The organism is Kitasatospora sp. NPDC004240 (assembly GCF_053603215.1).
Window position 1 is genome coordinate 26,346 of record NZ_JBSGFD010000063.1, and the last position, 17,216, is coordinate 43,561.

17 protein-coding genes are annotated in these 17,216 nt (G+C 72.3%); 5 read left to right on the forward strand and 12 right to left on the reverse strand.

The genetic code is table 11. From position 1 onward, the window contains the following. The first annotated feature begins 113 nt into the window (after positions 1–113). Both ACWEQL_RS19000 and ACWEQL_RS19005 read left to right on the forward strand, forming a co-directional pair. The gene (locus ACWEQL_RS19000; RefSeq protein WP_452151406.1) at positions 114–962 is read left to right on the forward strand and encodes a helix-turn-helix domain-containing protein; all 849 of its coding nucleotides are present in this window, start codon (positions 114–116) and stop codon (positions 960–962) included. Then, positions 943–1,155 carry a DUF397 domain-containing protein gene (locus tag ACWEQL_RS19005; protein WP_452151407.1) on the forward strand — a complete coding sequence of 71 codons (213 nt, stop codon included), beginning with the start codon at positions 943–945 and terminating at the stop codon, positions 1,153–1,155. The genes ACWEQL_RS19000 and ACWEQL_RS19005 overlap by 20 nt, the downstream gene beginning before the upstream one ends. Positions 1,156–1,228: 73 nt before the next feature. Here the strand turns inward: ACWEQL_RS19005 and ACWEQL_RS19010 are convergent, their stop codons facing one another. Continuing rightward, a complete protein-coding gene (locus ACWEQL_RS19010) occupies positions 1,229–2,119 on the reverse strand; it encodes an SDR family NAD(P)-dependent oxidoreductase (RefSeq protein WP_452151408.1) in 891 nt (296 codons plus the stop codon). 120 nt (positions 2,120–2,239) lie between these two features. Here ACWEQL_RS19010 and ACWEQL_RS19015 point away from each other — a divergent pair, with 120 nt between their 5' ends. After that, positions 2,240–2,845: a TetR/AcrR family transcriptional regulator gene (locus ACWEQL_RS19015; RefSeq protein WP_452151409.1), complete on the forward strand. Its 606-nt coding sequence runs from the start codon at positions 2,240–2,242 to the stop codon at positions 2,843–2,845. 69 nt (positions 2,846–2,914) lie between these two features. Here the strand turns inward: ACWEQL_RS19015 and ACWEQL_RS19020 are convergent, their stop codons facing one another. The 3 genes from ACWEQL_RS19020 to ACWEQL_RS19030 are packed head-to-tail and all read right to left on the reverse strand — an operon-like array spanning position 2,915 to position 5,312. Next, on the reverse strand, positions 2,915–3,697 hold the full coding sequence (locus tag ACWEQL_RS19020; RefSeq protein WP_452151410.1) for an ABC transporter permease: 783 nt from the start codon (positions 3,695–3,697) through the stop codon (positions 2,915–2,917). Further along, positions 3,694–4,632, reverse strand: coding sequence for an ATP-binding cassette domain-containing protein (locus ACWEQL_RS19025; RefSeq protein ID WP_452151411.1), 939 nt, complete (start codon positions 4,630–4,632; stop codon positions 3,694–3,696). Before ACWEQL_RS19025 ends, ACWEQL_RS19020 begins: the two co-directional genes overlap by 4 nt. Before the next feature lie 11 nt (positions 4,633–4,643). After that, positions 4,644–5,312 (reverse strand): DUF4097 family beta strand repeat-containing protein, encoded by a 669-nt coding sequence (locus tag ACWEQL_RS19030; protein WP_452151412.1) that lies wholly within the window; start codon positions 5,310–5,312, stop codon positions 4,644–4,646. A gap of 229 nt (positions 5,313–5,541) precedes the next feature. Here ACWEQL_RS19030 and ACWEQL_RS19035 point away from each other — a divergent pair, with 229 nt between their 5' ends. Continuing rightward, on the forward strand, positions 5,542–6,294 hold the full coding sequence (locus ACWEQL_RS19035; protein WP_452151413.1) for a helix-turn-helix domain-containing protein: 753 nt from the start codon (positions 5,542–5,544) through the stop codon (positions 6,292–6,294). Between the two features lie 128 nt (positions 6,295–6,422). Then, positions 6,423–7,850 carry a MocR-like pyridoxine biosynthesis transcription factor PdxR gene (gene pdxR / locus ACWEQL_RS19040; protein ID WP_452151414.1) on the forward strand — a complete coding sequence of 476 codons (1,428 nt, stop codon included), beginning with the start codon at positions 6,423–6,425 and terminating at the stop codon, positions 7,848–7,850. A gap of 21 nt (positions 7,851–7,871) precedes the next feature. Here pdxR and ACWEQL_RS19045 read toward each other — a convergent pair whose 3' ends face one another. The 8 genes from ACWEQL_RS19045 to ACWEQL_RS19080 all read right to left on the reverse strand — a co-directional run. After that, positions 7,872–8,024 carry a DUF6126 family protein gene (locus tag ACWEQL_RS19045; RefSeq protein WP_452151415.1) on the reverse strand — a complete coding sequence of 51 codons (153 nt, stop codon included), beginning with the start codon at positions 8,022–8,024 and terminating at the stop codon, positions 7,872–7,874. Between the two features lie 53 nt (positions 8,025–8,077). Next, positions 8,078–8,701 carry a helix-turn-helix domain-containing protein gene (locus ACWEQL_RS19050; protein WP_452151416.1) on the reverse strand — a complete coding sequence of 208 codons (624 nt, stop codon included), beginning with the start codon at positions 8,699–8,701 and terminating at the stop codon, positions 8,078–8,080. Positions 8,702–8,840: 139 nt separating this feature from the next. Next, positions 8,841–10,553, reverse strand: a complete 1,713-nt coding sequence (locus ACWEQL_RS19055; RefSeq protein WP_452151424.1) for a pyruvate dehydrogenase — start codon at positions 10,551–10,553, stop codon at positions 8,841–8,843. A gap of 172 nt (positions 10,554–10,725) precedes the next feature. Beyond that, positions 10,726–13,137, reverse strand: coding sequence for a glycoside hydrolase family 65 protein (locus ACWEQL_RS19060; RefSeq protein ID WP_452151417.1), 2,412 nt, complete (start codon positions 13,135–13,137; stop codon positions 10,726–10,728). Continuing rightward, positions 13,134–13,880 carry an HAD family hydrolase gene (locus ACWEQL_RS19065; protein WP_452151418.1) on the reverse strand — a complete coding sequence of 249 codons (747 nt, stop codon included), beginning with the start codon at positions 13,878–13,880 and terminating at the stop codon, positions 13,134–13,136. Before ACWEQL_RS19065 ends, ACWEQL_RS19060 begins: the two co-directional genes overlap by 4 nt. 125 nt (positions 13,881–14,005) lie before the next feature. Further along, positions 14,006–14,791: a VOC family protein gene (locus ACWEQL_RS19070; RefSeq protein ID WP_452151419.1), complete on the reverse strand. Its 786-nt coding sequence runs from the start codon at positions 14,789–14,791 to the stop codon at positions 14,006–14,008. Positions 14,792–15,034: 243 nt separating this feature from the next. After that, positions 15,035–15,481, reverse strand: a complete 447-nt coding sequence (locus tag ACWEQL_RS19075; RefSeq protein ID WP_452151420.1) for an SRPBCC family protein — start codon at positions 15,479–15,481, stop codon at positions 15,035–15,037. Between the two features lie 112 nt (positions 15,482–15,593). Continuing rightward, the coding region (locus tag ACWEQL_RS19080) for an LCP family protein (RefSeq protein ID WP_452151421.1) at positions 15,594–17,216 on the reverse strand (1,623 nt) is incomplete at its 5' end.

A 17,216-nucleotide genomic window follows, 5' to 3' on the forward strand; every position in this document is an offset into this window, starting at 1 on the left:
GGGCTCCTGTGGGGGCGGGATTTCCTGATTACCCCTCCAGAATCGGCACGCTTGATTACGCTGTGAAGTCGAACGAGCACGACTGGTTGAATGCTGGAAGAGCGAGGTGCACGATGGCCGCTCCCAAGGGTCTCCCCGCCGGCAAGTCCCCCCGCGAGTACTACGGCTCCGAGCTGCGACGCCTGCGCGAGGCCGCGTGCCCGCGGATGACGCAGGAGAAGCTGGGCGAGCTCACCTTCGTATCGGGCGGCTACATCGGCCAGTTGGAGTGCGCGGTGCGCGTCCCGCAGCTGGACCTGTCGCAGCGCATCGACCAGGCGCTCGCTACAGGCGGCGTGCTGGAACGGCTGCACGGCCTGCTGGAGTTCTCGCGATTCCCGGACTACTTCAAGCATGCCGCCGAGTACGAGCTGAAGTCCCTGACAATCAGCGAGTTCGCCGGGCATCTCGTTCCGGGCGTCCTTCAGACACCGGACTACGCCAAGGCGATCTTCATTGATTCTCAGGAGCTGCTCACCGATGACGAAATGGCAGAGAGGATCGCGGCACGGCTGGAGCGAGCCCGACACGTAACCGCTCCTACTGGACCCGAATTGTGGTACATCCTCGACGAAGCGGTGCTGCGCCGCGTCATCGGCAGCCACGAGGTCATGGCGGATCAGCTCCGCCACATCGCAGATCTGATGATCCGCCGGCGCCTGGTGGTTCAAGTCACCACTTTCGCCGCAGGGATGCATCCGCTACTCACCGGACTTCTCTGCCTCATGACGTTCGAGGACGCCCCTCCTCTCGCCTACAGCGAAGGCCCGTTCGCAGGTCAACTCCTCGACGATTCCGTGTTGGTCGCCAAATGCCGCCGGGCCTACGATCTGGCACGGGCCGTCGCGCTGTCGCCGAAGGCGTCCCTTGCCCTGATCCTGTCGGCGGCGAAGGAGCACGAACATGCCCAAGCCCAAGACTGAACCGCAGCTGGCCCGTTGGCGGAAGAGCAGCTACAGCAACGCCGAGGGTGCCTCCTGCGTCGAGGTGGACGACGCCAACCCCGGCCATGTCCGCGACTCCAAGGACCCCCACGGGCCCACCCTCGACTTCACCACCCACGCCTGGCAGACCTTCGTGACCGCCGTCCGCCGGGGCGACTTCGGCACCGTCTGACCACAGCAATCGCCTTGCTGCCCCCGCCGCCCCACGGGGCGGCGGGGGCAGCTGCGTCCCGCGACCGCCCGGTTCACGACGCGGAGCCCGGGGCCGGGACGGCCTTCTCCGCCGCGCGGCTGGTCTCCTCCCAACCGGCCCAGGTCGACATCCGCTGCTTGGCGAGGTCGAAGGCCAGGTCGTAGACCATGCTGCCCAGCAGCAGCCGCAGCGGCGGCTCCTCGGCGTCCACGAGCTTGATCAACGCCTCGGCGGCCAGCCGGGGTTCGCTGTCGATGGAGCCCTCGGCCCACTGCTTCTCCAGCTCGGCCCGGAGCGGGGCGTACGCGTCGACCGGCTCGGTGGTCCGCATGGCGGTGTAGAGGTCCGTCCAGTAGCCGCCCGGCTGGACGATGCTGACCTTGATCCCGAAGGCCGCGGCCTCCATGGCGAGGGCCTCGCTCATGCCCTCCAGGGCGAACTTGCTGGCGCTGTACAGCCCGGTGCTCGGGAAGCCGCCGAGGCCGCCGATGCTGGAGATCTGGACGATGTGCCCGGCCCCCTGGGCGCGGAGCACCGGCATGACGGCCTGGCTGACCCAGAGCGCCCCGAAGAAGTTGACCTCCATCTGCTCGCGGGCCTGGGCCTCGGTGAACTCCTCGACCATGCCGGCCGACAGCGTCCCGGCGTTGTTGACGACGATGTCGAGCTGGCCGAAGTGCTCGGCCGCTGCCGCCACCGCGGCGAACGCGGCCGTCCGGTCAGTGATGTCCGCGGTGAGCGGCAGGACGCGGCCGGGGTGGGCGGCGGCCAGTTCGTCGAGGGCCGTGGTGGTGCGGGCGACGGCGGCGACGCGGTCGCCCGCCGCGAGGGCGGCCTCGGCGAAGGCGCGGCCGAGGCCCCGGCTGGCGCCGGTGATGAACCAGGTCCGCGGCTGGGCGGCGCCGGCGGTGACGGTGGTGGTGGCTGCGGCGGTGGTACGCATGGATGGTCCTCCCCTAGTGAGACGAGACGATCCGTCTCGTCGATGTGCTCAACTATGCGCCGGGCCGTTCGCGAAGTCAAGACGGACCGTCTCGTCTCTTCACTTTGCTACCGTGGACCCATGACCACGCCACCCAAGGCCCCGAACGCCGCCCGCCGCAGCGAGGCCTCCCGCCGCGCGATCCTCACCGCCGCGTTCGAACTCGCGGGGGAGGTCGGCTACGCCAAGCTCGGCATCGAGGCCATCGCCGCCCGGGCGGGGGTCGGCAAGCAGACCATCTACCGCTGGTGGCCCACCAAGGGGGCCGTTCTCTTCGACGCCTTCCTGATGCTCAGCGAGGACGCCGAGGGCAACGCCGAACTCCCCGACACCGGCGACCTGGAGGCCGACCTCAAGACGGTGCTCCGCGCGACCATCGCCGAACTGAACGACCCCCGCGTCTCCGAGCCGATGCGCGCGCTCACCCTGGAGGTGGCCGCCGACCCCGCGCTCGCCGCCGTCTACGCCGAGCGGCTGGAGGAGCCCGTCCGCGCGCTCAAGCGCCGCCGCCTGTCGGCTGCGCGCCAGGCCGGGCAGCTCGACGCCGCCGTCGACCTCGACGCCGCCGTCGACCTGATCTGGAGCCCGCTGCTCAGCCGCTGGCTGCTGCGCAGCGGCCCGCTGACCGAGGAGTACGCCGACTCCGTGGTCGACACCGCCCTGCGCGGACTGCGTCCCGCTGGCTGAACCGGCCGGGAAAAGCCTCAGGGCCGTCAGACCCCGTGGTCTGACGGCCCTGTCGGCTTTTTCTCATGATCAGGCCTTGTTGAAGGTGTTCTTGGCCCAGAGGTAGGAGACGACGGCGATACCGGCGCTCCAGGCGAGGGCGATCACGCCGCTGTTGCCGATCGGGGTGCCGAGGAGCAGGCCGCGGACGGTCTCCATGATCGGCGTGAAGGGCTGGTACTCGGCGAACCAGCGGATCGCGGTGGGCATCGAGTCGGTGGGGACGAAGCCGCTGCCGAGGAAGGGCAGCAGGATCAGCGGCATCGGGGCGTTGCTGGCGGCCTCGGCGGTCGGGGACTTCAGGCCGAGGGCGACCGACAGCCAGGTGATGGCCACGATGAACAGGGTGAGCAGTCCGGCGGCGGCCAGCCACTCGACGGCGGTGGCGTTCGGGCTGAAGCCGATCGCCAGGGCGACCCCGATGATGGCGGCCATACCGAGGAGTTGCTGGATGACGCTGCCGACGACGTGGCCGGTGAGGACCGAGGCCCGGGAGATCCGCATGGTGCGGAAGCGGGCGATGATGCCCTCGGTCATGTCGGTGGCGACCATGACGGCGGTGCCGGTCGCGGCGGTGACCACCGCCATCAGCATGATGCCGGGGACCACGTAGTCGACGTAGGCGTCCCGGCCGCCACCGCCACCGAGACCGGCGCCGAGGGTGCCGCCGAAGACGTAGACGAAGAGCAGCAGGAGGATCACGGGCGTCAGGACCAGCTGCACGGTCATCGACGGGTAGCGGAGCAGGCGCTTGAGCTGGCGCCGGACCATGGTGGACGAGTCGCGCATGCTCAGGGCGAGGGTGCTGCTCATCGGACGGGCTCCTTCTGCTGGCCGGTGAGGGTGAGGAAGACGTCGTCGAGGTCGGGGGTGTGGACGCTCATCGCGGCGACGTCGATCCCGCGGTCGTCCAGGAGGGTGAGCAGTTCGCGGACCGTGCGGACGCTGCCGTCGCCCGGCACCTGGAGGGTGAGCGCCTCGCGGTCGACGGCCCCCGCGCCGACGAGGCTCCGGGCGGCGTCGAGCAGGTGGGCGTCGGCGAAGGTGAGTTCTATGTGGCCGCCGGGGATGAGCCGCTTGAGGTCGTCGGCGGTGCCCTCGGCGATCAGCCGTCCGTGGTCGAGGAGGGCGATCCGGTCGGCGAGCTCGTCGGCCTCCTCCAGGTACTGGGTGGTGAGGAAGATGGTGACGCCGCTCGCGACCAGCTCCCGGACGATGCCCCACATGGAGCGGCGGCTGCGCGGGTCGAGGCCGGTGGTGGGCTCGTCCAGGAAGATCAGGCGCGGGTCGCCGACCAGGGTCATCGCCAGGTCGAGCCGGCGCTGCATGCCGCCCGAGTAGGTGCCGGCCGGCTTGCGGGCGGCCTCCACCAGGTCGAACCGCTCCAGCAGTTCGGCTGCCTTGCGCCTACCGTCCCGGCGGGACAGGTGCTTGAGGTCGGCCATGAGGAGCAGGTTCTCCTCGCCGGTGAGCAGCTTGTCGACGGCCGAGTACTGGCCGGTGACGCCGATCGCGCCGCGGACGTCGTCCGGCCGGCGGGCCAGGTCGTGACCGGCCACCTGGACGGTGCCGCCGTCGGCCTGGATCAGGGTGGACAGGATCTGGACGGTGGTGGTCTTGCCCGCGCCGTTCGGGCCGAGCAGGGAGAAGATCGTTCCCTCGGGGACGGTCAGGTCGACGCCGTCGAGCACGACCTTGTCGTTGTAGGACTTGCGCAGCCCGTTCGCCGCGATCGCCAGGTTGGTCATGTCGGTGCTCCTCAGATGCTGCGCGCGGCGATGTTGCCGTACGAGGTGGTGGCGGTGATGGTCAGCGCGGCGCCGGTGTTGGTGTTGGTGAGGGCGTTGGTGATACGGCCGTAGGCGGTGCCGGCGTCGAGGGTGGCGGAGGTGCCGCGGGCGGCGGTCACGCTGATGTCGCCGTGCTCGGTGCGCAGTTCGACCGCGCCGGAGACGGCCTCGGTGACGGTGAGGTCGCCCTTCTGGGTGTGGAGCTTCGCGTCGCCGGTGAGGCGGCCGAGGGTGATGTCGCCGGCCTGGAGGGTCAGTCGGGCGGCGGCGAGCTCGTCGAACTTCACCGAGGCCTGGGCTCCCTCGAAGGTGACCTCGCCGAGGCGGCCGACGCCGCGGAGTTCGGCGAGGGCGGCCTTGGCGTCGAGGTGGGAGCCGGCCGGCAGCTGGACGGTCACCTCGACCTGCCCGGAGTTGCCGAGGATCCGGTTCTTCGCCGGGGCGGCCTCGATCCGCAGCACACCGTCGGTGTAGGTGACCTGGATCTGCTCGGCGGCCTTCACGTCCTTGCTCTTCGAGGCGTCCTGCGGCCGGACCTCGACCACGGTGTCGGCGCGGTCCGCGGCGATCAGCCGGATCAGACCGGCCGGGATGTCGAGGACGGTGGTGATGGCGGCGGGGGTGTCGAACTTCTGCATCGTTGCTTCTCCTGCGCTTGCGCTTCGGCGTTTCTGACAGGGGAAAAGCTACGTTGCTTTCCAACACCCGACAACAAGTCCGTTGCGCAAAAATACAATCATCGCAGGTCAGGACAGTGAAATCGTTGCACCGGTTCAGAATCTAACGCAATGACAGATGCTCTTGCATTGCAATGGACTGCTGATGAACGCTATGCTGGGGCCACCACGGACCATGAAGGAGGCCCCGATGCCGGGAGGCAGGCTCACCCAGCAGGAACGCCAGCAGATCGCCCTGGGCGTGGCCGACGGCCTCGCCTACGCGGAGATCGCCAGGCGCCTCGACCGTCCGACCTCGACGGTCACCCGGGAGGTGATGCGCAACGGCGGCCCCGCCGGCTACCGCGCCGACCTCGCCCACCGCGCCACCGAACAGCGCGCCCACCGCCGCAAGCAGGCCGCGCCCCGCGGGCCCGAGGCCGCCCCGCAGGCGTACGGGCGGGACGCCGAGGCGGTGCGCGCGTACGAGGAGACGCTCACCACCGTCCTCATGCAGACGGGCACGCCGAAGATGATGGCCCGCATCCTGACCTGCCTCTACATGAGTGACACCGGCAGCATGACCGCCTCCGAACTGGTCCAGAAGCTCCAGGTCAGCCCGGCGTCCGTGTCCAAGGCGATCGCCTTCCTCGACAGCCAGGGCCTGGTGCGCCGCGAACGCGACGAACGCCGCCGGGAGCGCTACATCGTGGACGACGACGTCTGGTACCAGTCGATGATCGCCAGCGCCCACGGCACCACCCAGCTCGCCGAGGCCGCCCGCGAGGGCGTCGGCGTCCTCGGCGCCGGCACCCCGGCCGGCGTCCGTCTGGAGAACATCGCCCGCTTCGTCGACTTCGTCTCCGAGAGCATCATCCGGGCCGCCGAACAGGCCCGCGACATCCTCCACACGAAGCCCCCGGCCACTCCGGCCGCCCAGCCCGCCCCGGACGACACCGACTGACCGGCTGGCCGACCGACCGTCACCGCGCCCACCGTCGAATCCGGTTGCCCGCCGGGGCTGGTGGGCGCGGATAATCCCCGTACGGACTCGTGACCCGTGACCCGTGACCGATCGGTGGAGATACCCCCATGACCACCTCTTGGACCACCTTCGGCGGTGACCTCCACCTCGACCTCACCGGCCGCCGCGCCGCCGGGGCCGGACTGCGCGCGGCCCTGGAGGAGGCCCTGCGGGAGGCCGTGCTGGACGGCCGGCTCGCCCCCGGCACCCGGCTGCCCTCCTCCCGGGCGCTCGGCGAGGACCTCGGCATCGCCCGCAACACCGTGGTGGAGGTGTACGGCCAGCTCACCGCCGAGGGCTGGCTGACCTCCCGCCAGGGCTCCGGCACCACGGTCGCCGAGCAGTCCGCGCCGCACCGCGCCCCCGCCGGCCCGCGCCGCCCGGACGCGCCCCGGAGCCTGCGCCACGACTTCCGGCCCGGCCGCCCCGACGTCTCGCTGTTCCCGCGCAGCGCCTGGCTGGCGGCCGCCCGGCGGGCCCTCGCGGTGGCCCCCAACGAGGCGCTGGCGTACGGCAGTCCGATGGGCCGCCCCGAACTGCGCGAGGCCCTGACCGGGTACCTGGCCCGGGTCCGCGGCGTGCGCACCGACCCCGAACGGCTGCTGATCTGCACCGGCGTCACCCAGGGCCTCGGCCTGCTCGCCACCGCCCTGCGCGAACGCGGCACCCGCGCACTGGCCGTCGAGGCGTACGGGCTGCCGCCGATGCGCCGGGTGGTGGAGGCCAACGGGCTGGCCGCGATGCCGCTGCCGGTCGACGAGGAGGGCGCCCGCACCGACCTGCTGCCCTGGACCAACGCCGGCGGGGTCCTGCTCACCCCCGCCCACCAGTTCCCCACCGGGGTGCCGCTGGCCGCGCACCGCCGGGCGGCCGCCGTGGCCTGGGCCCGGGAGAGCGGCGGCTTCGTGATCGAGGACGACTACGACGGCGAGTTCCGCTACGACCGCCAGCCGCTCGGCGCCACCCAGGCGCTCGACCCCGAGCGGGTGGTCTACGCGGGCACCGCCGCCAAGAGCCTGGCCCCCGGACTACGGCTGGCCTGGCTCGCCCTGCCGGACGAACTGGTCGAGCCGGTGGCCGAGTTGAAGCGCCTCGCGGACACCCAGTCCGGGGTTCTGGACCAGCTGACGCTGGCCGAACTGATCACCTCCGGCACCTACGACCGGCACGTACGCCGCTGCCGGCTGCACTACCGGCGCCGCCGCGACCGCCTGGTCACCGCGCTCGCCGAGCGCGCCCCGCACGTACGGGTCACCGGGATCGCCGCCGGGATGCACGCCGTCCTGGAGCTGCCGCCCGACTCGCTGCCCGAACCGGAGCTGCTGGAGCGGGCGGAGGCCGCCGGGCTGGCCCTCAACGGCCTCGCCTGGTGCCTGGCCGACCCCGCGCTGGCCCGGGACGCCGCCCCGGGCCTGGTCATCGGCTACGGCACCCCGCCCGAGCACGCCTTCCCGGCGGCCCTGGACGCGCTCTGCGCGCTGCTGGGCAGGGTCTGAGGCGGGTATGTCCCGGTCGGGCTACTTGTTGCGGTTGCCCAGCTCGAAGAGCAGCATCAGGAAGCCGGCGAAGGCGTGGGTGGCGACCATGTAGATCAGCACCCGGACGGTGACCCGGCGGTTGGCCCACTTGCCGGCGTCGATGGTCTTGGGGGCATTGGTGGTGTCGGCCATGACGGTTCTCCTCGGGTGCGGGTGATGAGGGGTCAGTGGGTGCCGGGCGAGGGTCAGTGGGGCGTGGCGGGCCCGCCGCCGAGGCACAGCTCGCCGCCGGGGCTCTGCAGCAGGGTGTGGACGAACAGCAGCTCCACCCCGTCCGCCGACTCGGCGGCGATGCAGTGCGGGGTGAGCGAGTCGAAGTGCGCGGAGTCGCCCTCGTCGAGCTGGTGGACGCGGTCGCCGAGGGTGAGCCGCAGCCGCCCCTGGAGCACGTACAGCCACTCCTCGCCGGGGTGCACCCGGACCACCGCGTCCTGGATGCCCGGCGGCACCTGGACCCGCAGCGCCTGCATCGCCCGGCCCGGGGCACCGGCCCTCCGGTAGCCCCAGCCGCCGGCCCGGCCGGGCTCGATCGCGCCGCCGCGCACCACCGGGTCCGGCTCCACCATCGCCTCGCCGAGCAGGCCGGAGACGGAGGTGCCGTAGGCGCGGGCGAGGCCGAGCAGCACCGGCAGCGAGGGCTGCCGTCTGCCGGTCTCCAGCCGGGACAGATACGCTGGGGAGAGCCCGACCCGGGCGGCCGCGACCTCCAGGGTGAGCCGGCTGGAGAGCCGGTGCTCACGCAGGCGGGCCGCGAGACCGGACACCTCCTGGTCGTCGGCGGCGTCGGTGAGGTCGTCGCTGGTGGTCATGTGACCAGTGGACACCCGCCGTGCCGGGCGGGCAAGAATTTTGCCTCAGAGGCAATCCGCCGTAACCCCGTGCCGGGTGGGCCCGTTGACCCGCAACGATCGTGCCCCGCGGAGGGTTACGGGCGAGCCGTGCGGTGGCTCACGGCCGGGGGATGTTGCGCAGGTTGCTGCGGGCCAGATCGATCATCCGCCCGACCCCGCCGGACAGCACCGTCCGGCCCGCCGCCAGCGCGAACCCCTTCAGCTGAGCCGCCGTGATGTGCGGGGGGATGGAGAGCGCGTTCGGGTCGGTCACCACGTCCACCAGCGCCGGCCCGGGCCGCTCCAGGGCCTCCGCCAGCACCTCCCGCACCCGGGCCGGCTCGGTGACCCGCTTCGCCGGGATGCCCATCGCCCGGGCGATCCCCGCGTAGTCGACGTCCCCGTTGTCGATCTCCGACTCCGGGTAGCCGGACACCAGCATCTCCAGCTTGATCATGCCGAGCGCGCCGTTGTTGAACACCACCGTCTTCACCGGCAGCCGGTGCCGGGCCACCGTGAGCAGCTCCCCCAGCAGCATCGACAGCCCGCCGTCGCCCGACATCGAGATCACCTGCCGCCCCGGGCAGGCCAGCTGGGCGCCGATCGCGTGCGGCAGCGCGTTCGCCATCGACCCGTGCAGGAACGAACCGATCACCCGGCGGCGCCCGTTCGGCCGCAGGTAGCGGGCGGCCCACACGTTGTTCATGCCGGTGTCCACGGTGAACACCGCGTCGTCCGCCGCCACCTCGTCCAGCACCGAGGCCACGTACTCCGGGTGGATCGGCAGGTGCTTCTCGATGTCCCGGGTGTAGGCCCCGACCACGTCCTCCAGCGCCTTGCAGTGCTTGCGCAGCATCTCGTCCAGGAACGCCCGGTCGTCCTTGCGCTCCAGCAGCGGCAGCACCGCCCGCAGCGTCGCCGAGACGTCCCCGTGCACCGCCAGCTCCAGCGGCGTACGACGGCCCAGCCGCGTCGCGTCGTGGTCCACCTGGATCGTCCGCGCCCCCGGCAGGAACGAGTCGTACGGGAAGTCGGTGCCGAGCAGCAGCAGCAACTCCGCCGAGTGCAGCGCCTCGTGGCAGGCGCCGTAGCCGAGCAGCCCGCTCATCCCGACGTCGTACGGGTTGTCGAACTGGATCCACTCCTTGCCGCGCAGCGAGTGCCCCACCGGCGCGTTCAACGCCGCCGCGAGCTCCATCACCTCGGCATGCGCCCCGCGCACCCCCGCCCCGCAGAACAGGGCCACCGTCCGGGCCCCGTTCAGCGCCGCCGCCAGCGCCTGGACCTGCGACCACGGCGGAGCGGCCACCGCCTGCTCGGTGAGGAAACCGCCCTGCCCGGTCGGCCCGGCGGCCGGCAGCGCGGCCACGTCACCCGGGAACGCCAGCACCGCGACCCCGGGCGAACCCAGCGCGTGCTGGACGGCGATCCGCAGCAGCCGGGGCAGCTGGGCCGGCGTCGACACGCTCTCGCACCAGGCGCTGCAGTCGGTGAACACCCGCTCGGGATGGGTCTCCTGGAAGAACCCGGTGCCGATCTGCGCGGACGGGATGTGCGAGGCCAGCGCCAGCACCGGCAGACCGCCGCGCTGGGCGTCGTACAGGCCCTGGATGAGGTGGGTGTTGCCCGGGCCGCAGGAGCCCGCGCAGACCGCGAGGCGGCCGCTCAGCTCGGCCTCGGCCGCCGCCGCGAACGCCCCGGCCTCCTCGTTGCGCACGTGCACCCAGCCGATCCCGTCGGCCCGGCGGATGGCGTCCACCACCGGGTTCAGGCTGTCCCCGACCACCCCGTAGACCCGTTCCACCCCGGCCTGCCGGAGCACCTCCACCATCTGCTCGGCCACACTCACCACGGAAGCACTCCCACTCGCCGGCCACGGGTCACCTGCACCCTCCACCCGTGTGCGGGCCCCCGCAGCCGGGGCGCGGCCGACGGGGTGACGGCGGGGGCCGTGGCGGGCGGGGCGCAGGGGTCCGTGGGGGCCGGGGTCCGTGCGTTCGGGGCTACTCCGCCGCGAGGTGGTCGGGGCCGGCGGTGATGGTGCCTCCGGCAACGCCGGCCTGGGGCTGGCGGCGGGCGGGTTCGCGGCCGGGGGGCTGGATGCAGCGTTCCTGGGCGGGCGGGCTCGCGGTGGGCCGGACCGCCGGGGTGCCCGGCCGGAGCTGGAACTCCTCGCCGTCGTGCCGCACCCGGATCGAGGAGCCCCGGCGCAGCGTGTACGTGGTGTCGTCGTGGGTGATCCGGACCGCCAGCAGCATCCCGCGCACCTGCATCGAGAAGCTCAGCCGCATCAGCCCCGGGGGCAGCCGCGGCCGGAACGACAGCGTCTCGCCGTGGTCGCGCAGCCCGCCGAACCCGGCCACCAGCGCGATGCAGGCGCCGGCCAGCGAGGCCATGTGCAGCCCGTCCCGGGTGTTGCCGCCGAGGTCGTGCAGGTCCATCATCGCGGCCTCGGCGGTGTAGTCGTACGCGAGGTCCAGCTGCCCGACCTCCGCGGCGATCACCGCCTGGGTGCAGGCGGACAGCGAGGAGTCGCGCACGGTGAGCCGCTCGTAGTACGCGAAGTTGCGGGCCTTCTGGTCGTCGGTGAAGGCGTCGCCGCGCACCTGCATGGCGAGCACCAGGTCGGCCTGCTTGACCACCTGCTTGCGGTACAGGTCGAAGTACGGGTAGTGCAGCAGCAGCGGGTAGTTCTCCTGCGGGGTGTTCTCGAAGTCCCAGACCTGGTGGTCGGTGAAGCCGTCGGCCTGCGGGTGCACCCCGAGGTTCTCGTCGTACGGGATGAACATCGCCGCGGCCGCGTCCCGCCAGGCGGCGGTCTCCTCGGTGTCCACGCCGAGCGCGGAGGCCTCCCGGGGGTGCCGGGTGGCGGCCTCGGCGGCGTGCCGCAGGTTGCTCTGGGCCATCAGGTTGGTGAAGACGTTGTTGTCGGCGACCGCGCTGTACTCGTCCGGCCCGGTGACCCCCTCGATGCGGAACCGCCCGACCGCGTCGTGGTGGCCCAGCGAACGCCACATCCGGGCCGTCTCGACCAGCAGCTCCAGCCCGTACGCCCGCTCGAACTCGACGTCCCCGGTGACCCGGACGTACCGGGCGACCGCCGCCGCGATGTCGGCGCCGATGTGGAACGCGGCGGTGCCCGCCGGCCAGTACCCGGAGCACTCCTCGCCGCGGATCGTCCGCCACGGGAACACCGCGCCGGACAGGCCGAGTTGGGCGGCCCGTTCGCGGGCCAGCGGCAGGGTGGTGTGCCGCCAGCGCAGCGCCTGGTTGACCGCGGCGGGCAGGCAGTAGGTGAGCACCGGCAGGACGAAGGTCTCGGTGTCCCAGAAGCTGTGCCCGTCGTAGCCGGGGCCGGTCAACCCCTTGGCGGGGATGGCCCGTTCCTCGCTGCGCGCGCCGGACTGCAGCACGTGGAAGATCGCGAACCGGACGGCCTGCTGGAGTTCGACGTCACCCTCGATCTCGATGTCGCTGGCGGACCAGAACTCCTCCAGGAACTTGGCCTGTTCGGCCACCAGCCCCTCCCAGCCGGTGAACCGGGCGGCGGTCAGCGCCGCCTCGACCTGGTCCCGCACCGCGGGCAGCGAGCGGGTCGCGGACCACCCGTACGCCATGAACTTGACCAGCCGCACCCGCTCGCCGGGCCGCAGCACCGTGGTGACGCTGATCCGGCCGTGGTCGGCGGCGCTCTCGGCGACCGTGTCGAAGCGGTCCGGGCCCTCGATGAGGTGGTCCATCCCGGCGGCGACCCGGATCCCGCTGTAGCGGGTGCGGTGCACCAGGACCGCCTTCGTCCCGTCGGCCTGGTGGCTCTCGCCGTGCAGCGGGGCCTCCAGCGCGGCGGCGGCCCGCGGGTCGCCCTCACCGCCGCCGGGCAGCTGCTCGTTCGCCACCAGCTCGGACTGGAGGACGATCCGCACCGGCCCGTCCACCGCCTCGACCACGTACTCCACGGCGGCCACCGCGCGCTGGGTGAGCGAGACCAGCCGGGTGGACCCCACCCGCACCGTCCGCCCGGCCGGGGACGTCCACTCGGCCTCGCGGCGCAGCAGCCCGTCGCGGAAGTTCAGCCGGCGGGTGTGACCGCGCAGCTCGCCGTAGCGCAGGTCGAAGGGCTCGTCGTCCACCAGCAGTCGGATGATCTTGCCGTTGGTGATGTTGATGATGCTCTGGCTGGACTCCGGGTACCCGTAGCCGCCCTCCCCGTACGGCAGCGGGCGCAGCTCGAAGACGCCGTTCAGGTAGGTGCCGGGCAGGCCGTGCGGCTCGCCCTCGTCCAGGTTGGCGCGCAGGCCGATGTGGCCGTTGGAGAGCGCGAAGACGGACTCCGCGCGGGCCAGCGAGGCCGGGTCCAGGCCGTGTTCGGCGATCTGCCAGGGGTCGACGACGAAGGGCTGCTCCTGGCCGCTCACCGGTCCTCCTCCAGCAGTTCGGCGAGGTCGGTGACGACCACGGTCGCGCCGTCGCGGCGCAGTTCGGCGGCCTGCCCGACCCGGTCGACGCCGACCACCGCCCCGAAACCGCCCGCGTGCCCGGACGCTACCCCGGCGAGCGCGTCCTCGAACACCGCGGCGTGCTCCGGCGCGACGCCCAGCGCCTGGGCGGCGGCCAGGTAGGTGTCCGGGGCAGGCTTGCCGGGCAGGCCCTCACGCTTGGCGACCAGCCCGTCCACGACCACGTCGAACAGCTCCTCGATCCCGGCGGAGCGCAGCACGTCCCGGCAGTTGGCGCTGGACGACACCACCGCCGTGGGCAGCCCCAGCGCGCGCAGCCGGCGCACGTACGCCACCGAGCCCTCGAACGGCTGCACGCCCTGCTCGCGGATCATCCGCAGCACGGTGTCGTTCTTGGCGAGGCTGATGCCGTGCACGGTGCGGGCACCCGGCGGATCGGCGTCGGTGCCCTCGGGCAGGTCGACGTCGCGGCTGGCCAGGAAGGCCCGGGTGCCGTCCAGTCTGGGCCGGCCGTCCACGTAGGTGTCGTAGTCGGCGACCGCGTCGAACGGGACGAACGGCCCGCCGGTGCGGATCGCCTCCGCCCGCAGGAAGGCGTCGAAGGTGTCCTTCCAGGCCGCGGCGTGCACCTTGGCGGTCTGGGTGAGCACCCCGTCGAGGTCGAAGAGGAAAGCGCGGATGTCGTCCGAAAGCCCCAGCATGGGTGCAGTCTCACCCGTACGACGGGTTAAAACCGCCCATTCCCGGCGGCGCGTCGCGGGAACGGGCGGCTGTGCGTGGCTTCGGGTGCGGGTTCTGGTTTGGGTGCGGGTGCGGGTGCGGGTGCTCAGGGCGAGTCGGGCGAGGCGATCAGCGCGAACGCCGCGCCCTGCGGGTCCTGGACCACCGCCATCCGGCCGGACTGCATGTCGAACGGCGGCTGGATCACCGAGCCGCCCGCCTTGACCAGGGCGTCCACGGTGGAGTCGGTGTCGTCCACCGAGAAGTAGGTCATCCAGTGCGACGGCGTCCCCGGCGCCAGGTACCCGGCGACCGGCTGCATCCCGCCCACCGTGCGCTCGTGCACGTTGAGCGAGTAGTAGCCCTCCATGCCCTGGATGGTCGCCGGGCGCAGGCCCAGCGCCTGGTGGTAGAAGCGGCCGGCCGCGTCGGTGTCGTTGGTGTTGAGCTCGTTCCAGACCAGCGCGCCGGGCTCGTTCACGATGCCCGCGCCGTTGAACTCCACCGGCTGCCAGACCCCGAACACCGCCCCGGTCGGATCGGCGGCGACCAGCATCCGGCCGGTCGTGCCGACGTCCATCACCGGGTACATGATCGTGCCGCCGTTGTCGGCGATCGCCCGGCTCGTGGCGTCCACGTCCTCCGAGGCCAGGTAGGTGGTCCAGGCGACCGGCGGAAGGGGTTCGCCCTCGGGGGCCATCCGCCCCATGATCCCGGCGACCGGCTTGCCGTTCAGCGAGCACACGGCGTAACCGCCGAACTCGGGCGGGCCGATCTCGCCCTGCCAGCCGAACAGGTCGCGGTAGAAGTCGAGGGCGGCCTGCTGGTCGCTCGCCATCAGATCGACCCAGCACGGCGTGCCGGGCTTGTACGGAGCGGTGACTACGGGCATTGCTGGCCTCCAGTGGTCGGCGGGCGGCCGAGTGGTCGGCGGAGATCGGCGGTGGGGCTCGGTGGTGGGGCTCGGTGGTGGAGCGGCGGACGTCCGCGGGGATCGGCGGGGATCGGCGCACGGGCGAACGCCGGGTACACCGCCCACCTTCGTCGCGCGTCCGCGATCCCGCCACCGGACGGCGTCCAGGTGGGCACGGTGACCGGGGCACGGTGACCGGGGCACGGCGGTGGGGGCCCGGGGTCAGGTCTGGTGCTGGGGCGGGCGCACGAAGTACGGCTGCACCTTGCCGCTCTGCGCGAAGTCCTTCAGCCGCACCAGCAGCTCCGCCCAGGTACCGGCCACCATGGGGACGCCCTCCTCGCTGCCCGGCTGCCAGCCGCCGTGGCGCAGCAGCAGCCGGGTGCGGTGCGGGTCACCGGGCTGGTCGGCGAGGTCCCAGCTGATCCACGTCCCGGCCCAGTGCGGCGGGAAGGCGCCCACGTTCGCCCAGACCACCCGGTCCCGGTCGGCTCGCTCGCGGCGCAACCGGAAGGGCTCCGGGACGTCCGGGAAGTCGAACAGCAGGACGTCGCCCTCCCGGTCGACCTCGGTGGTCCACCAGGAGGTCAGGCCGTCGTGGGTGTTCAGCGCCGCGAGGACGGTCTCGCGGGGCGCGGCGATGTCGATCTGCATGGCGATGTCGGTCACGAGGTCCGCCTCCCGGGCGCTGCGGCGTACGACCCCCTGACCGACACGATGGCAGGGTTTGCGGATCCCCGCTCCCCGCTCGGCCACTGCTCGGCCGCTGCTCAGGCCCGGCTCAGCCCCCGCTGCCGTACGTGATGTCGCGGCAGATGTCGTCGTCCGCCGAACGCGAGCCCTCCGTCACGCTGGGCGGCAGGCTCACCGGCGCGCTCGGGGCGGTCGCGGCCGCCGACTTCGCGGTGCCCGCACCACCGGCGCCCGTCGCGGCGCCGGCGTTGGCCGCCGCGAAGTCCTTGCCGACGATCACGGTGATCCCCGCCGAGGACCCGGCCTCCACGGTGGCGCCCGGGAACAGCGCCGCGACCTTCTCCGCGTTCGCCTTCTGGCCGGAGCCGTACTCGATCACGGTGGTGGCGTACTTGGTGCTGGCCGCCGTGCCCATCTTGGTGACGGTGAACTTGGCCGCCTTCAGCTGGTCGCCCGCCGCACCCGCCATGCCGGAGACGGTGGTGCCGTTGTAGACGGCGACCTTGATGCTCGCGTTGGCCGGGTCCGGCGCGGCGGGGGCCGCGGTGGAGGCCGGGGCGGCGGGCTGACCGCTCGGCGCGGCCGACGGGTCGGCCTGCTGGCCGGTGGCGTTCTGGCCGTCGATGGTGCGGTCGGCCTTGAGGCTCTCCCACAGCTTGTCGACGTCCGGGTGGACCAGTTCGAGGTCCTCCGCCTTGAAGCGCCACGGCGGGGTGACGAACTTGAGGTTCTTCATGTCGATGTTCTTCAGCGAGAGCCCGAAGCCCATCAGCTTGTCCACCGAACCCAGCCCCTCGTCGACGGTCATCGACTTGGTGGCGGCGTCCGCGAGCGGCAGCAGGTTGGTGGGGTTGAGCCCCCGCTTCTTGACGCTGGTGATCAGCGAACCGAGGAAGGCCTGCTGACGCTTCATCCGGCCGATGTCCGAACCGTCGCCGATGCCGTGCCGCAGCCGCACGTAGTCGAGCGCGGACTGGCCCGAGACCGTCTGCCGGCCGGCCTGCAGGACCTGCTTGCCCTTCTTGGTCAGCTTCGGGTTGATGTCGTTCTCGTAGATGGGCCCCGGGAGGCAGACCTCGACGCCTTCCACCGCCTTGGTCATCGCGGAGAAGCCCTGGAAGTCGACCACGATGGTGTGGTCGACCCGGATCCCCGTCATCTTCTCCACCGTGTTCAGCGTGCACGCCGGGTTGCCGGCCGCCGAACCGCCGACCGAGAAGGCGCTGTTGAACAGCGCGCCCTTCTCCTCCTTGGTCCACTTGCCGTTCGGCAACTTGCAGGAGGGTCTGGTGACCAGCGCGTTGCGGGGTATCGAGACGCCGATCGCGTGCTTGTGGTCGGCGTAGACGTGCAACAGGATCGTGGTGTCCGAACGGGCGCCGTCGCTGTCGCCGCCGCCCAGGTCGGAGTTGTTGCCGCCGCGGCTGTCGGAGCCGATCAGCAGCACGTTCACCGGCTTGTTGCCGTCCGCGTCGGCCTGCGCCTCCGGCGGACGGTCCTTGGCGATCGCGTCGCTGTCGAAGGTGGTGAGGTTGCCGTTCAGCTTCCAGTAGATGAGCCCGCCGGCCGCGGTGACCAGCACCAGCACGCCGGCCGCCGACCAGGCCACGATCTTCTTGACGTTCTTCTTCGGGCGCCGGCTGTTGCGGGCCGCCGCCCGGCCTCCGGGGCCGCCGCCGTCGGGGCCACCGGCTCCGGCTCCGGCCGGGGC

Bases quoted from the DNA above. Each gene is read 5' to 3' on its own strand.
- ACWEQL_RS19050 (WP_452151416.1), bottom strand. From the start codon at position 8,701: ATGACCACCAGCGACGACCTCACCGACGCCGCCGACGACCAGGAGGTG.
- ACWEQL_RS19010 (WP_452151408.1), bottom strand. From the start codon at position 2,119: ATGCGTACCACCGCCGCAGCCACCACCACCGTCACCGCCGGCGCCGCC.
- ACWEQL_RS19015 (WP_452151409.1), top strand. From the start codon at position 2,240: ATGACCACGCCACCCAAGGCCCCGAACGCCGCCCGCCGCAGCGAGGCC.
- ACWEQL_RS19005 (WP_452151407.1), top strand. From the start codon at position 943: ATGCCCAAGCCCAAGACTGAACCGCAGCTGGCCCGTTGGCGGAAGAGC.
- ACWEQL_RS19035 (WP_452151413.1), top strand. From the start codon at position 5,542: ATGCCGGGAGGCAGGCTCACCCAGCAGGAACGCCAGCAGATCGCCCTG.
- ACWEQL_RS19045 (WP_452151415.1), bottom strand. From the start codon at position 8,024: ATGGCCGACACCACCAATGCCCCCAAGACCATCGACGCCGGCAAGTGG.
- ACWEQL_RS19070 (WP_452151419.1), bottom strand. From the start codon at position 14,791: ATGCCCGTAGTCACCGCTCCGTACAAGCCCGGCACGCCGTGCTGGGTC.
- pdxR (WP_452151414.1), top strand. From the start codon at position 6,423: ATGACCACCTCTTGGACCACCTTCGGCGGTGACCTCCACCTCGACCTC.
- ACWEQL_RS19020 (WP_452151410.1), bottom strand. From the start codon at position 3,697: ATGAGCAGCACCCTCGCCCTGAGCATGCGCGACTCGTCCACCATGGTC.
- ACWEQL_RS19030 (WP_452151412.1), bottom strand. From the start codon at position 5,312: ATGCAGAAGTTCGACACCCCCGCCGCCATCACCACCGTCCTCGACATC.
- ACWEQL_RS19025 (WP_452151411.1), bottom strand. From the start codon at position 4,632: ATGACCAACCTGGCGATCGCGGCGAACGGGCTGCGCAAGTCCTACAAC.
- ACWEQL_RS19055 (WP_452151424.1), bottom strand. From the start codon at position 10,553: ATGGTGGAGGTGCTCCGGCAGGCCGGGGTGGAACGGGTCTACGGGGTG.
- ACWEQL_RS19000 (WP_452151406.1), top strand. From the start codon at position 114: ATGGCCGCTCCCAAGGGTCTCCCCGCCGGCAAGTCCCCCCGCGAGTAC.
- ACWEQL_RS19065 (WP_452151418.1), bottom strand. From the start codon at position 13,880: ATGCTGGGGCTTTCGGACGACATCCGCGCTTTCCTCTTCGACCTCGAC.